This window comes from Paracoccus sphaerophysae, from assembly GCF_000763805.1.
Taxonomy (GTDB): domain Bacteria; phylum Pseudomonadota; class Alphaproteobacteria; order Rhodobacterales; family Rhodobacteraceae; genus Paracoccus; species Paracoccus sphaerophysae.
In genome coordinates, this window is record NZ_JRKS01000072.1 from 1 (window position 1) to 14,052 (window position 14,052).

At 69.2% G+C, this 14,052-nt stretch carries 11 protein-coding genes, 1 tRNA gene and 1 pseudogene; 8 read left to right on the forward strand and 5 right to left on the reverse strand.

The features are described from left to right. Positions 1-1,118: 1,118 nt before the first annotated feature. Positions 1,119-1,934: an HpcH/HpaI aldolase family protein gene (locus tag IC63_RS14580; RefSeq protein WP_036721668.1), complete on the forward strand. Its 816-nt coding sequence runs from the start codon at positions 1,119-1,121 to the stop codon at positions 1,932-1,934. Positions 1,935-1,968: 34 nt separating this feature from the next. On the opposite strand, the gene IC63_RS14585 is transcribed toward IC63_RS14580, so the two are convergent. Continuing rightward, positions 1,969-2,045: transfer RNA gene (locus IC63_RS14585), tRNA-Arg, on the reverse strand. A gap of 145 nt (positions 2,046-2,190) precedes the next feature. Between IC63_RS14585 and IC63_RS14590 the strand changes: the two genes are divergently transcribed. Then, positions 2,191-3,213, forward strand: a complete 1,023-nt coding sequence (locus IC63_RS14590) for a LacI family DNA-binding transcriptional regulator (protein WP_036721671.1) — start codon at positions 2,191-2,193, stop codon at positions 3,211-3,213. On the opposite strand, the gene IC63_RS14595 is transcribed toward IC63_RS14590, so the two are convergent. Further along, positions 3,214-3,906 carry a metal-dependent hydrolase gene (locus tag IC63_RS14595; protein WP_036721672.1) on the reverse strand — a complete coding sequence of 231 codons (693 nt, stop codon included), beginning with the start codon at positions 3,904-3,906 and terminating at the stop codon, positions 3,214-3,216. It lies immediately after the preceding gene. A gap of 98 nt (positions 3,907-4,004) precedes the next feature. Here IC63_RS14595 and gatC point away from each other — a divergent pair, with 98 nt between their 5' ends. The 6 genes and pseudogenes from gatC to IC63_RS14620 all read left to right on the forward strand — a co-directional run bounded on the left by gatC (position 4,005) and on the right by IC63_RS14620 (position 8,576). Beyond that, positions 4,005-4,292, forward strand: coding sequence for an Asp-tRNA(Asn)/Glu-tRNA(Gln) amidotransferase subunit GatC (gene gatC / locus IC63_RS14600; RefSeq protein ID WP_036721673.1), 288 nt, complete (start codon positions 4,005-4,007; stop codon positions 4,290-4,292). Continuing rightward, positions 4,289-5,764 carry an Asp-tRNA(Asn)/Glu-tRNA(Gln) amidotransferase subunit GatA gene (gene gatA, locus IC63_RS14605; protein ID WP_036721674.1) on the forward strand — a complete coding sequence of 492 codons (1,476 nt, stop codon included), beginning with the start codon at positions 4,289-4,291 and terminating at the stop codon, positions 5,762-5,764. The genes gatC and gatA overlap by 4 nt, the downstream gene beginning before the upstream one ends. Positions 5,765-5,795: 31 nt before the next feature. Beyond that, complete coding sequence (locus IC63_RS14610) at positions 5,796-6,389, forward strand: hypothetical protein (protein WP_052042280.1); 594 nt, start codon at positions 5,796-5,798, stop codon at positions 6,387-6,389. Between the two features lie 133 nt (positions 6,390-6,522). Beyond that, positions 6,523-7,161, forward strand: a pseudogene (locus IC63_RS18955) (N-acetylmuramoyl-L-alanine amidase); the annotation flags it as partial. Positions 7,162-7,179: 18 nt separating this feature from the next. After that, positions 7,180-7,512, forward strand: a complete 333-nt coding sequence (locus IC63_RS18960; RefSeq protein ID WP_232222629.1) for a DUF952 domain-containing protein — start codon at positions 7,180-7,182, stop codon at positions 7,510-7,512. Continuing rightward, entirely contained in the window at positions 7,512-8,576 is a 1,065-nt protein-coding gene (locus IC63_RS14620; RefSeq protein ID WP_036721681.1) for a quinone-dependent dihydroorotate dehydrogenase, read from the forward strand. Before IC63_RS18960 ends, IC63_RS14620 begins: the two co-directional genes overlap by 1 nt. Here the strand turns inward: IC63_RS14620 and cysE are convergent. The 3 genes from cysE to IC63_RS14635 form a co-directional block, all read right to left on the reverse strand. Then, the gene (gene cysE, locus IC63_RS14625; RefSeq protein WP_036721690.1) at positions 8,573-9,403 is read right to left on the reverse strand and encodes a serine O-acetyltransferase; all 831 of its coding nucleotides are present in this window, start codon (positions 9,401-9,403) and stop codon (positions 8,573-8,575) included. The genes IC63_RS14620 and cysE overlap by 4 nt on opposite strands. An 87-nt stretch (positions 9,404-9,490) precedes the next feature. Further along, positions 9,491-10,210, reverse strand: coding sequence for a DUF2793 domain-containing protein (locus IC63_RS14630; protein ID WP_036721684.1), 720 nt, complete (start codon positions 10,208-10,210; stop codon positions 9,491-9,493). Continuing rightward, positions 10,203-14,052: baseplate multidomain protein megatron (locus IC63_RS14635; RefSeq protein ID WP_036721692.1), on the reverse strand; the 3,850-nt coding region annotated here is incomplete at its 5' end. The genes IC63_RS14635 and IC63_RS14630, both read right to left, overlap by 8 nt.

A 14,052-nucleotide genomic window follows, 5' to 3' on the forward strand; every position in this document is an offset into this window, starting at 1 on the left:
CGGCATCATGCTCCTGAAGGATTCCGATAATCTGTTCCTCGGTCCGTCGTGCCTTCTTCATCTTCGTCCGTCCTCTCGTTGGGCCGGACTCTAGTCACAGATGGAGGAAAAAGCCCGTGGCAGGTCAAAGTTCAAACCGCAACGGCCTGAGTGTCCGGCGAAACGGGGGCAAGACCAGTCGGATGCGAAAACACATGGCATCATCATGGCGGGGTGCAGGCACTGGTCACCGATCAGGGGACCGCATTCATCTCAGATGAATTCCAAGGTGCCGCTCATTCCCTCGGCGTCACCACGCTTTTGCCGCCGCCGGGAAGCCCTGGCTTCGTGGTCACATCGAGAGCTTTTTCCGGACCTACGGCCACCAGCTGATGCCTTTGCTGGCCGGGCGAACCTTTTTTGACACGATACAGCGGGGTGACTATCCGTCGGAGCAGTTGGCCTGTCTCTGCGACGATGATCTTATCTCTATCCTGCTAACGTATGTCGTGGACATCTATCACCACAGAGAGCGCTGCGGTGCAGCTTCACCAGATTGGCAATTCGTCCGACCTTCAGCAATTTGCAATGGTGAAGGTCAGCACCGCGCGACGTCGCTGCCGTCCCGTTTCGGATATTACCTCATAAAGTTATCCGATCGACGCGACCCACAACATTTGCTGAAATTATGGAACATGATTGAAAGAGAAGTTGAGCGATGTCAGTCTCCACCGCCGATGGGCACGAACATTGATTGGATCAGAATCTGAAGCAAATTCAGAAGTAACTGACAGACGACAGCCGACACTCTGTTGCACATGCGACGAGTGCTCGACGCATCCACCTCCTTCCGGCGGCTGGCCCCAAGGTGAGATGAGGAAGATCCGCGTGGCGAGAAAGGAAGTTTTGGTGCCCAAAGCCCAAGTCAATCTACTGATTTTTCACGGCCGGAGAGGATTACAACCGTAGCAATCCACACATTTCCCCCGACAGCTCCATCTTGAACGCCCTCCTCGGCACGGCTTGCATGCCCCGTCTTGCGCGGGGCAGCCCCCCTCTCGCCTCAGCCCGACCGCGCTTGAGCCCCCACCCGGGCTTGCTACCATGCCCCGCAGGTCGCATCGCAAGGGAAGGGGACGATGTTCGAGAACAGGCTGAAGGCGCTGTGGGCCCAGGGGCGGCCGGCGATCAATGGCTGGCTGTCGGTCGGCAACCCCTTCATCGCCGAGATCATGGCCGGCCAGGGCTATGATTCGATCACCATCGACCTGCAGCACGGCGCGCTGGACTATGGCCAGGCGCTGCCGATGTTCCAGGCGCTGCGCGCCTCGGGCGTGGTGCCGCTTGCGCGGGTGCCGTGGAACGAGGCGGGCAGCGTGATGAAGGTGCTGGACGCCGGCGCGATGGGGGTGATCTGCCCGATGATCAACTCGGCCGCCGAGGCGGCGCAGTTCGTGAGCTACCTGCGCTATCCGCCGCTGGGACAGCGCAGCTTCGGCCCGACCCGCGCGTCGTTTGCCTATGGCGGCTACGACACCGGGGCCGCGAACGACCAGATCCTCGCGCTGGCGATGATCGAGACCCAGGCGGGCGTGGACAATCTGGAAGCAATCGCGGCGACGCCAGGGCTCGACGGGCTGTATATCGGCCCGTCCGACCTGACGCTGGGCACCCGGAACGGCCGCCTGCCTCCGGGCTTTGACCGCGAGGAACCCGAGATCGTCGAACTGATCCGCCGCATCCAGGCGGTCTGCGCAAAGAACGGCCTGCGTGCCTGCTTGCATTGCGGCGAGGCGGACTATGCCGCCAGGGCGATCGGCTGGGGGTTCGACCTGACGACGGTTTCCGGCGACACCCGGCTGCTGGCGATGGCCGCCGCCGCGTCGGTGGCGCGCTGGCGCGAACTGGTCGACGGCGGCAAGGCGGCCGGGCCGGCGGGCAAGGGGGGCTGCTGACCCCCGGTCAACCGGCGATCTGGAGGGGCAGAGATGGTGACCCCGGCAGGACTTGAACCTGCAACCTGCCCCTTAGGAGGGGGCTGCTCTATCCAGTTGAGCCACGAGGTCTTCGGCGCCGCTTGTCGCACGACCCCCGCCCGCATGGCAAGGTTGCAGACGGGGTTGCAGACTGGGTTGCAGACTGGGCAGCGCGGCAAGGTTGCGGGACGGCCTGTCATGCGCTAACGCTGTCCGACCCCCCGACGAGAGCCTCATGACCGCCAGCCGTCCCCGCCGCCCCCTCACCCTGCGCGATGTGTCGATGGCCTCGGGGGTCAGCGAAATGACGGTCAGCCGGGTCCTGCGCAATCGCGGCGACGTCTCGCCGGCGACGCGGGAAAAGGTGCTGACCGCGGCGCGCTCGCTGGGCTATGTGCCCAACAAGATCGCCGGCGGGCTGGCCAGCCAGCGGGTGAACCTGGTCGCCGTCGTCATCCCCTCGTTGTCGAACCTGGTGTTTCCCGACGTGCTGGGCGGCATCTCGGCGGAACTGGACGACACCGGGCTGCAGCCGGTCGTCGGCGTCACCCATTACGGCCCCGCGCGCGAGGAAGCCGTGCTGTATGACATGCTCAGCTGGCGTCCCAGCGGGGTGATCCTCGCCGGTCTGGAACATTCCCGGTCGTCGCGCGCGATGCTGGACGCGGCGGGGATTCCGGTGGTCGAGATCATGGATATCGACGGCACGCCGATCGACACCGCGGTGGGCATCAGCCACGACCGCGCCGGGGCCGAGATGGCCGGCCATATCCTCGCCGCGGGCTATCGCCGGATCGGCTTCATCGGCACCCACATGCCCGAGGATCACCGGGCGCGAAAGCGGCTGGCCGGGCTGGAACGGACCCTGTCCGAGGCCGGCACCACGCTGGTGGCGCGGGAATATTACCAGGGCGGCTCGTCGCTGGCCAAAGGGCGCGAGCTGACCGAACGCATCCTCGCGCGCGAACCGGACCTGGATTTCCTCTATTATTCCAACGACCTGATCGGGGCCGGGGGGCTGATCTGGGCGCGCGAGAGGGGCATCGACATTCCCGGCCGGCTGGGGCTTGCCGGCTTCAACGGAGTCGATCTGCTGGACGGCCTGCCGATGCGGCTGGCGACGACCGACGCCCGGCGGCTGGATATCGGCCGACGCGCCGCGCGGATCGTGGCGGGCAAGGACCCGCGGCCCGAAACCGGGGTGGTGGCGCTGGCCCCGACCTTCCTGCCCGGCGACACGATCCGCACCCCGCGCTGATTACAGGGCGATCGTCTCCATCACCTCGGGCGTCCGTACCTCGACGCCGGGCAGTCCGTCGCGCAGCGGCTGGGCATCCTGCGCCAGCAGCGGGAAGGTCTTGTAATGGCACGGAATCACGGTCGTGAAATCGAAATAGCGCCGGGCCGCCCAGGCTGCCCGCTCCATGTCCATGGTGAAGTGACCGCCCGCGCACAGGATGCCGATGTCGGGTTTGTGGAACTCGCCCATCCAGTCCATGTCGGCCATGATGTCGGTGTCACCCGAGACATAGATCGTGTGCCCCTCGCCGGCGATCATGTAGCCCGATTCGTGGCCCGCATAGACCGGCCCGTCGCGGCCCTCGATCGATGAGGAATGGACCGCGTTCACCATCGTGACCCGGGCGCCGTTCAGATCGACGGTGCCGCCCTTGTTGAAGCCCACGCCCTCGATCCCGTCGCGCGACTGCCAGAAGGTGATCAGGTCATAGATGCCGACGACCGGGATCCCCAGCTCCTTGCCGATGGCGATGGCGTCGCCGGTATGGTCGCCGTGGCCGTGTGTGATCAGGACATGGGTGGCGCCGCGGATCGCCTCGGGCCGCCAGTCCTCGAGAAAGACCGGGTTTCCGGTCAGCCACGGGTCGATCAGGATCACCGCGCCCTCGATCTCCAGCCGAAAGCCGGAATGGCCGAGCCAGGTCAGTTTCATGCGTCATTCCTCCGCGGGGTTGTGCGGTGAAAGGCTAGCCCGCCTTGCCGTTATCGTCCACGCCCGGTAAATCCGGGCGCGAGCGAAAGGAACTCTGCATGGCGATTGACCCCTCCGAGGCCCGCAAGGTCGCCCATCTGGCGCGGATCGCGGTGGCCGACGACGCGCTGCCGGCGCTGGCGGCCGAGCTGAACGGCATCCTGCATTTCATGGAGCAGCTGAACGAGGTCGATGTGGACGGCGTCGAGCCGATGACCGGCGTCGAGAAGATGCGGCTGAAGCGGCGCGAAGACGTGGTGACCGACGGCCACCAGCAGGCCGCCGTGCTGGCCAATGCGCCCGATGCGCGCGAGGGGTTCTTTGCCGTGCCGAAGGTGGTGGAATGACGCTGAATACCCTGGCCATCGCCGAGGCCCGCGACCGCCTGCGCGGCCGCGAGATTTCCGCGGCCGAGCTGACCGAGGCCTGCCTGACCGCCATCGAGGGCGCCGGCGCGCTGAACGCCTTTGTCCACCACACGCCCGACATTGCCCGCGCGCAGGCGGCGGCGGCCGATGCACGGATCGCGCAGGGCGATGCGCCGGCGATGTGCGGGATTCCGGTGGGCATCAAGGATCTGTTCTGCACCAAGGGCGTCCCCTCGCAGGCCGCCAGCCGGATTCTGGAAGGCTTCCGCCCGGAATATGAATCGACGGTGACGCAGAACCTGTTCGATGCCGGCGCGGTGATGCTCGGCAAGCTGAACATGGACGAATTCGCGATGGGCTCGTCGAACGAGACCAGCGTCTATGGCAATGCCGTGAACCCGTGGAAGCTGGACCAGCCGCTGACTCCCGGCGGCTCGTCGGGCGGCTCGGCGGCGGCGGTGGCCGCGGACCTGTGCCTGGCGGCGACCGGCACCGACACCGGCGGTTCGATCCGCCAGCCGGCGGCCTTCACCGGGACAGTTGGCCTCAAGCCGACCTACGGCCGGGTGTCGCGCTGGGGGACGATCGCCTTCGCCTCGTCGCTGGATCAGGCCGGGCCGATGACCCGCTCGGTCCGCGACGCGGCGATCATGCTGGGCGCCATGGCCTCGGTCGATCCGAAGGATTCCACCTCGGCCGACCGCCCGGTCCCGGATTACGAGGCCGCGCTGACCGGCGATATCCGCGGCCAGAAGATCGGCATCCCGCGCGAATACCGCATGGACGGGATGCCCGCCGAGATCGCCGCCCTGTGGGACCGCGGCGCCGAGATGCTGCGCGACGCCGGCGCCGAAATTGTGGACATCTCGCTGCCGCACACGAAATACGCGCTGCCCGCCTATTACGTCATCGCCCCGGCCGAGGCGTCGTCGAACCTCGCCCGCTATGACGGGGTCCGCTATGGCCGCCGCGCCAAGCTGTCGGCCGGCGACGGCATCACCGAGCTTTACGAAAAGACCCGCGCCGAGGGCTTCGGCCCCGAGGTGCAGCGTCGGGTAATGATCGGCACCTATGTTCTGTCGGCGGGTTTCTACGATGCCTATTACAACCGCGCCCGCAAGGTCCGCGCGCTGATCAAGCGCGACTTCGACGAGGCATTCGCGCAGGGCATCGACACGATCCTGACCCCTGCGACGCCGTCCGCAGCCTTCCCGCTGGGATCGATGCAGGACGCGGACCCGGTCGAGATGTATCTCAACGACGTCTTTACCGTGACCGTGAACCTCGCCGGCCTGCCCGGGCTCGCCATCCCGGTGGGCCTCGACTCCGCCGGTCTGCCGCTGGGCCTGCAACTCATCGGGCGGCCGTGGGACGAGGGCAACCTGCTCAACCACGGCGCGGTGCTGGAAAAAGCCGCGGGCTTCGTCGCCAAGCCGGATCGCTGGTGGTAGGCTTGCCCGGAATCGCCAAAGGATGACCTCAATGCGCGCCCTGCTCCTGATCCCCGTCGTCGCGCTTGCGGCCTGCTCCGGCGAGAACCAGGGCTGGAACCCGAACTATCGCGCCGAGGCGACGCCCTATGGCAACTACCTGCGCGCGCGAGAGGCGGCGCTGACCGGCAAGCAGGCGCCGCCGCGGGTGATCCCCGTGGCGCTGCCAGCCAAGGCCCCCACCGCCGCTGAGATCGCCGGCCCCTCCCCGGTCCGGATCCTGGAACGCGAAACGACCGTCGCGGCGGCGCGCAGCGGGGTCACGACGGATCGGACGCTGGGCGCGCTGGACCGCAAGGGCGCCCCGGCAGTCGACACCGCGCCGCCCGTCCACTACCGCATCACCCGCCCCGGGCCGGGGGCGGTCGCCACCGTTGCCCCCGCAACCGTCGTGGCCGCCCCGCCCACCGGCCGCTGGCCGCGCGACGGGTCGGTCCGCAGCAACTGCGCCGCCTGGCCCTCGCCCCAGGCCGCCCAGCAGGCCTTCGCCGCCCAAGGCGGCCCCCAGCGCGACCCGCTGGGCCTCGACCCCGACGGCGACGGCCGCGTCTGCGGCTGGACCCCGGACCGCGGCGCGCCGCTGTGATCCTGCGCAAGCGCGGCGTTTTCGGCAGCGCTGATGTCGTGACGAAGGGGAAAGGCGTGCCGGTCGGAAAAATCTCCCGCGCCGTGCGACCGCGACCCGCGGGGCACGACCAGAACGCCGCGCCGCCCAACGCATGACATCGCCCTCCCCCAACCACGGCGAACGGCGCGGGACCAACGCCCCCGACCTGATCGTCATCCACTACACCGGGATGCCCGACACCGCCGGCGCCCGCGCCCGCCTTTGCGACCCCGCGGCCGAGGTCTCCGCCCACTGGCTCATCGACACCGACGGCACGACCGAGGCGCTGGTGCCCCAGGATCGCCGTGCCTGGCACGCCGGCGCCGGGTCCTGGCAGGGCCGCGAGGACGTGAACTCGCACTCCATCGGGATCGAGCTTGCCAACCCCGGCGACCGCCCCTTCCCCGAACCTCAGATGGCCGCGCTCGAAACGCTGCTGCGCGAGATCATGGCCCGCTGGTCCATCGCCCCCCATCGGATCATCGGCCATTCCGACATGGCCCCCGGCCGCAAATCCGACCCCGGCCCGCGCTTCGACTGGGGCCGGCTCGCCCGGCAGGGCCTCGCGATCTTCCCCAGAGCCATCCGACCCGAGGCCCCCTTCGACACCCTGCTCGACCGGATCGGCTATCCTGCCGCCGATGCCGCGACCCGGCTTGCCGCCTTCCGGCTCCGCTTCTGCCCGTGGCATGACGGACCGCAGAACGACCTCGACCACCGGCTCGCAGCCGGCGTGCTGGCAGCCCTGCCGCCCTCGAAAGATCAAACGATGAAGATCTACAAGATCCTGCGCGCCGACGAATGGGCCGCCCTCCAGGCCGAGGGAGAAACCAACGGCGCCCCCGTCGACATCGCCGACGGCTACATCCATTTCTCGGCCGCCGACCAGCTGCGCGGGACGCTCGACAAGCACTTCGCCGGCGTCGAGGGCCTGCACCTGCTGACCTGCGACGCGAATTCCATGGCCGCCGATCTAAGGTGGGAGCCCTCCCGCGGCGGCGCGCTGTTCCCGCATCTCTACCGCAAGCTGCGGCTGTCGGACGTGACGGCCCACCGGCCAATCGTCCTGACCCCGCAAGGCCACGACCTGAAAGAGCTCTGATGTCGCTGATCGAAAAGGCCGGGCTGCTGGCCCTGCACCGGCTTGACCCGGAAAAAGCTCATGATCTGTCGATCCGCGCCCTCGCCGCCGGCCTTGCCCCGCTGCCCGGAGCGGCGTTCACCTCGCGGCATCTGGAAACCGAGATCGCCGGCCTGCGGCTGCCCAACCCCGTCGGCCTTGCCGCCGGCTACGACAAGAACGCCCGCATCATCGGCCCGCTGACCCGCGCCGGCTTCGGCTTCGTCGAGGTTGGCGCGGCAACCCCGCGCCCCCAACCCGGCAACCCCAAACCGCGGCTGTTCCGGCTGACCCAGGACCGCGCGATCATCAACCGCTTCGGCTTCAACAACGAGGGCGCGCAGGCGATCTGCGCCCGCCTCGCCGCCCGTCCGCCCAGCGAAGTCCCCGTCGGCCTCAACATCGGCGCCAACAAGGACAGCACCGACCGCGCCGCCGATTTCGCCGAGGTCGCCCGCCAGGCCGCGCCTCACGCCGATTTCCTGACCATCAACGTCAGTTCGCCCAACACCGAGAAACTCCGCGACCTGCAAGGCGCCCGCGCCCTCGCAGCACTGATCCAAGGCGTGATTTCGGCCCGCGACGAAACCGGCGCCCGCCCGCCCGTGCTGGTCAAGATCGCCCCCGACCTCGACACCGCCGCGCTGACCGAGCTTGCCGCCGTCCTCCGGGACAGCGGCGCCGCGTGCGTCATCGCCACCAACACCACGCTCGACCGCAGTGGCCTGACCTCCGCCCATGCGCAGGAAACCGGAGGCCTCTCCGGAGCCCCCCTCTTCGACCGCTCGACCCGTATCCTCGCGCGGCTCTACCGTCTGCTCGACGGCCGCCTGCCGATCATCGGTGTCGGCGGTGTCGGCTCGGTCGATCAGGCCTGGGCCAAGCTGCAGGCCGGCGCCTCGGCGGTCCAGCTCTACAGCGCACTGATCTATCAGGGCCTCTCGCTGGCCGACCGCATCGCGCGCGGACTAGCCGCGCGGCTGCGCACGGAAAACACCACGCTGGCCGACCTCACCGGGTCCAAAGCCGACCGCTGGGCCGCCTAGAAGACGCTGTCGAGCCCCAGGATCTGGTTCATCATGTCCGAGGGCTGGTCGCAGCCCGCGTCGCCCACGATCCGCGCCGGCACCCCGGCGACGGTCTTGCACGGCGGCACGTCCATCAGCACAACCGAACCCGCGGCGATGCGGCTGCGCGCGCCTACGCGGATATTGCCCAGCACCTTGGCGCCGGCGCCGATCATCACCCCGTCGCCGATCTTGGGATGGCGGTCGCCGTCCTCCTTGCCGGTCCCGCCCAGCGTGACCGAGTGCAGCATCGACACGTCGTTGCCGACCACCGCCGTCTCGCCGATCACGATCGAATGGGCGTGGTCGATCATCACCCCGGTGCCGATCCGGGCCGCGGGGTGGATGTCGACGCCGAACACCTCGGAACAGCGCATCTGCACGAAATAGGCCATGTCGCGGCGGCCGTTTTCCCACAGCCAGTGTCCGATCCGGTACGCCTGCAGCGCCTGATAGCCCTTGAAGAACAGCATCGGCTGCATCAGCCGGTGGCAGGCGGGGTCGCGCGCGAAGACCGCCTCCAGGTCCGCCTGCGCCGCGGCGGCCAGTGACGGCTCGCGCGTGTGGGCATCGTCCGCGATCTCGCGCAGGATCTGCTCACTCATCTCGCCCGAGGCGAGCTTCAGCGAAAACCGATACGCGAGCGCGCAGTGAAACGTCCTGTGATGCAACAGCCCCGCATGGATCAGCGCCCCCAGCAGAGGCTCGGCCTGCACCGCCGCCGCCGCTTCGGCGCGGATGCTGTCCCACAATGTCTCGCGCGGCTGCAGCCCCGCGATCAACGTCCGATCGCTCTGTCCGTCCATGCGACGCTCCTGTCCTGTCTGGCTGACATAAGGCAGTTCGTCGCTGATCGAAAGACGGGCCATGCGCGCGGCCCGTCCAAGGCGCCATCACGCGGCGTCTGGAAGCCGCTGCTCCAGCCAGTGGATCGCCAGCGCGACCCGTCCGCTCTCGAACGATCCACCCGTGGCGGACAGCCGCAGGTTGGTCGCCGCATAATAAGCCGTCGGCGTCGTCAGCAGCCCTTGGGACCACGAGTTCTTCTCGACCCCCAGCCCCGAGCCAAAACGCGTCGCCGACCCGCTGATCCCGATGTTCCAGCTGGTCAGCGTCCCGGTGATCGGCTGGATTACCCGCCCCGTCACCCCGATTACCAGCGTATTCGCGGGAATGAAGACCCCGCTCCAGAACGCCGTGCCGGCCACGATGTCCACCTCGGCCTCGGTCACCCCGGCGCTCAGACCCGCGCCCAGGGCACCCAGGGTGATCGCCCCCGAAGCCCATTGAGAGCCCGTCCACAAAGCCGTTGCGCCCAGGTCGCGGACAAAGGCCTGCTGCCCGCGCTGCGGATCGGCATACACCCAGCCCCCATTCGACCGGATGGCGATGCGGCCGGCACTGCCGGCCCAGTCGCCCAGCGCGCCGAACGGCACGCCCCAGCACTGGCCGTCGGTCGCGGTCGCCGGCGGAGTCGGCGCGCTGGCGCTTTGCAGGACCAGGTTGACCAGCCCGTCCAGCCGCATCAGCGCCTCGTTGACGGTCACATGCTTTTGGGCCTGCGCGGGCTGTAACAGCGGCAGCCCGTAACGCTGGGTGGTCGGTTCAGACATGGATGATTCTCCTCGCAGACGGGCCCGGCCCGTAGACATCCGACAGTTGCGCCACCGCGATGGCGAATGAGCCGCCGGCGACGGCGTTGCTCCAGACCGCATCGGGCACGGTCCAGCGCGGGACGGTCGTCTCGACGCGGTGCAGCACCGCACTGCCCTGGACGACCGTCACCTCATAACGCTCGGCGGTTTCGCCCAGCGGCACCTCGGGTGCGTCCCAGCCGTCGCCGCCGATCCGCGTGCGGCGGATCCAGCTGACCTCGCGCCCGGTCACCCGCAGATGACAGGGCGACAGCGGCCGCAGTCCGTCACAGGACACGACATGCGCGCGGTGGCGATAGCTGGAATCGTCCGGAGACTTGCTCGCCGGCCCGATCCGCCAATGCCGCAGCTGACCCCGGATGTCCGCGGGCAGGTCAACCTGCCGGACCGACCCGTCGATCAGCACCACGACGCTGCCCGCTGGCCAGACGGCCGGCATCATCGCGTCGGTGCCCGCCTGCCCCCGCAGCCGGCCGCGGATGTCCCATTCGCCCGGCGCGACCAGCGTCGCCTCGGCGAACTGGAACAGCTCCCAGTTCCCGGCGGTGCCGTCCCCGATCGCCAGCACGTTGCTCCCGGCCAGCAGCGCGTTGGGCGTGACCGACCGCAGGTTGCCGCCCTTGACGCGCACTCGCAGGGGCGCGCCCCGGTCCATCACCCCCGGCCTGGCCGCGGGCAGGGGGGTCAGCGTCACCCCCATCACGCTGCGCGTGGGCAGGATGACGTTCGGCTCATAGCCGCTTTCCTCGTCGACCGAGACCCAGGCGCGGACCGCCCCCGGCCACGGCGTGCCGGTGGCGGCCAGCCACGGCGCATGCGGCGCCTCGGTCCCGCGCATCAGCGGCAGGTCCAGCAGCATGGGCCAGACCGGCCCCGCCGGCACATGCGCCTTGCCGCGCGGCGCCTCGTCGGCATGCGCCGGCGCGCGGTAGACCCCAGGCTCGACCCGGACCGCATCGACGATCGCCGCGCCCGCGCGCTCGACCCGGTCGATGCGCCAGCGCGCGCCGGCGGCCGGACCGTCCATCACGGACACCACGTCCCCCGGCCCCAGATGCGCCCGCGACGGAGGCAGCGCGAACCGCGCCGTTTCCTGCGCGACCTTCGCTTCGGCCAGCCACCGCGCAGCGGTCGCCTGCCCCTCGCTGCGGGTCAGCACCATCGGCAGGTCGTTGTCGGACACGGTGATCCGCTCACCATCCGGCAGCGCCGCCTCGGCGGTCCGGGTGCCATAGTCCGCGCCCGCCTCGACATGGCTCAGCCGCAGCCGGCCGACCAGTTCGGCCGCGGGCGCACGGCTGATCTCGAAACCCGTCGCGTCCTCGACGACAGCCAGTTCCCCCGCCGGAACCGTCTCGTCCAGCCGGCCGTCGCGCATGACGAAACGCAGCGCGCCTTCGCGTTCCACGGCGTCAAAGCCATGCGCCAGCATCAGCGGCTGCAAGGCAGCCCGGCCGCTCTCGGCACCGGCGACCGCATAGCCGCGCACCACCCCGTGCAGACCGGAGACATCGAACGCCACGACCCCCGAGTTACGGCAGACGTCCGCCACCACGTCCCCCAGCGGCAACGCCGAGGCCCGGCCGTTCAGCCAGTGCCCCCGCTCCCACGCGGGGCCGTCCGACCAGATGTCACCGCGCGCCGGGAACGCCGGATAGGGCCGAGCATCCCAGCACCAGACATGCGCCCGCGCCAGGTCGACCATCCGCCCGCCGGCGTCCATCGGGGGGTTGTTCGCCGGATCGGCCCAGTACGAGGTCACCGCCTCGACATAGGCCGCCTGGATCGCATCATCCCTGCGCCCGTCGGAATAGAAGGGCAGCATCGATTCGCTGCTCATCGCATCCAGGAACTTGTTCGGCTGGTTGGTCGCCTTGTCCAGCGCGGCACAGCCGTATTCAGTGAACCAGATCGGCTTCGACCCCGGCACCCACTCGGTCGGTTTCGCCGCGGCGACACCGTCGGCATTGCGGTCGTGATGCCAGTTCGACCACCAGCCCTTCAGGTCCTTGTAGCGCCAGATCCACGGCTCGCCGTGCCCATCGGTGATCGGCGTGCGGATCTGCGCATCGCGGTCCTGCTGGCTGCGATAGTACCAGTCATAGCCCTCGCCACCGCCGACGTTGGCGCGCAGATAGTCGACGTTGTGGACATCGCCCCAATGCGCATCCAGATGCGCCTCGCCATCGCGCCAGTCCGACAGCGGCATGTAGTTGTCGATGCCGACGAAATCGATGTTCGCGTCGCCCCACAGCGGGTCGAGATGGAACACCGCCTCGTCGCCGCCCGGATGATGGCCGAAATACTCGCTCCAGTCCGCGGCATAGCCGATGCGCGCCGCCGGCCCCAGGATGCCACGCACCTCGGCCGCCAGCCGCCGAAGGGCGGCGACGGCAGGATAGCTGCCACCCGCACCCCGGATCTGGGTCAGCCCGATCATCTCGGACCCGATCAGGAACGCGTCGATCCCGCCCGCGAGCGCACACAGATGCGCGTAATGCAGGATGAAGCGGCGATAGGACCACTCCGCCGGGCCGGTATAGCGCACCTCGCCGTCCGCGACGTGGAAATCCGACACCGCCGCGGTGCCGAAGAACGCCGCGACCTCGGTCGCGGCCGCAGCGGTGCCGTCCGGAGAACCCGTCCGCCCCGCCGCCAACGACGAGGTGATCCGCCCCCGCCACGGCATGACCGGCTGATCGGCGGCACCGGTCCAGGGATCGGGCCGGCCATTCCCGGCCATCTGCTCCATCAGGATGAACGGATAGAAGACCGCAGCCTTCCCCGCCGCCCGGATCGCCCGGATCGCTTGCACGACCGAGCCATCGGCCGGGGTCCCGCCATAGATCGACCGGCCGTCCTTGCGCACGATCTCCTCCGCCGCATCACGGTCGATCCCGCCCGCGCGCCACGGCATCTCCTGCCCGTCATTCAGTTTCTGCTCGACCTTCGGCCGGACGGCACAGCGGTTCACCCGCAGGTCGTCGCCGAACCAGGACACCACCAGCGATACCGACCCGACCTTGGGCAGTTCCTGCCCCAGCGTCCGCAGCGAGACGGCGAAATCCGTCCCGCCCATCGGCGTGTTGCGGTTCAGGATGCGCGTCTCGCCCAGCCCCAGGTCGATCGAGACATCCTCGGTCGCCAGCGCATATTGGCCCGTCCCCGGGATCAGCGCCACGGCCTCGACATTCTCGGCCAGCGACTCCGCGCCCCTGATGCCGCGAGTGACCTCGAACGACAGCTGTGGCACACGGTTGCCCCAGCGCTCAAGCGCCAGGTCCTCCAGCACGACATAGGCAATGCCGCGATATGCCGGTGCCGCCTCGCCCTCATGCGCCGCGATGGCGGGGTCGGGCAGCTGCGATTCGCCGCCCGGATAGGCGCGCATGTTCAGATCGGCCGGGTCGATTTCCTCGCCATCCGCCCAGACCCGCCCCACCGACAGGATCGGCCCCTCGCACAACCCGATCGCAAGACTCAGCCGATAGCTGATCTCGGACACCTTGGGCCCCGAGCCCTTGCCGCCCGCGTCATGGGTGCGGCTGATCTCGGTGACCGGCGAGGCCCATATCACGTGCCCCGGCACCCGCATCTGCCCCCAGACCCGCGGGATCGCGGTCCCCTCGCCGGCGGTCTGCAGGCGCAGGCGGTCGATGCGCCCGGTCTCGACCGGACGCGCGCCGCCGCCCAGCAGGCGCTGGTCGATCACCCGCCCGACCGTGGCGCCGACCGCCCGACCGATGACGGCGCCGGTCAGTCCCAGCATGGTGCCGCCAAAGCCCGCACCCACCGACGCC

Bases quoted from the DNA above. Each gene is read 5' to 3' on its own strand.
- IC63_RS14580 (WP_036721668.1), top strand. From the start codon at position 1,119: ATGTTCGAGAACAGGCTGAAGGCGCTGTGGGCCCAGGGGCGGCCGGCG.
- IC63_RS14590 (WP_036721671.1), top strand. From the start codon at position 2,191: ATGACCGCCAGCCGTCCCCGCCGCCCCCTCACCCTGCGCGATGTGTCG.
- IC63_RS14595 (WP_036721672.1), bottom strand. From the start codon at position 3,906: ATGAAACTGACCTGGCTCGGCCATTCCGGCTTTCGGCTGGAGATCGAG.
- gatC (WP_036721673.1), top strand. From the start codon at position 4,005: ATGGCGATTGACCCCTCCGAGGCCCGCAAGGTCGCCCATCTGGCGCGG.
- gatA (WP_036721674.1), top strand. From the start codon at position 4,289: ATGACGCTGAATACCCTGGCCATCGCCGAGGCCCGCGACCGCCTGCGC.
- IC63_RS14610 (WP_052042280.1), top strand. From the start codon at position 5,796: ATGCGCGCCCTGCTCCTGATCCCCGTCGTCGCGCTTGCGGCCTGCTCC.
- IC63_RS18960 (WP_232222629.1), top strand. From the start codon at position 7,180: ATGAAGATCTACAAGATCCTGCGCGCCGACGAATGGGCCGCCCTCCAG.
- IC63_RS14620 (WP_036721681.1), top strand. From the start codon at position 7,512: ATGTCGCTGATCGAAAAGGCCGGGCTGCTGGCCCTGCACCGGCTTGAC.
- cysE (WP_036721690.1), bottom strand. From the start codon at position 9,403: ATGGACGGACAGAGCGATCGGACGTTGATCGCGGGGCTGCAGCCGCGC.
- IC63_RS14630 (WP_036721684.1), bottom strand. From the start codon at position 10,210: ATGTCTGAACCGACCACCCAGCGTTACGGGCTGCCGCTGTTACAGCCC.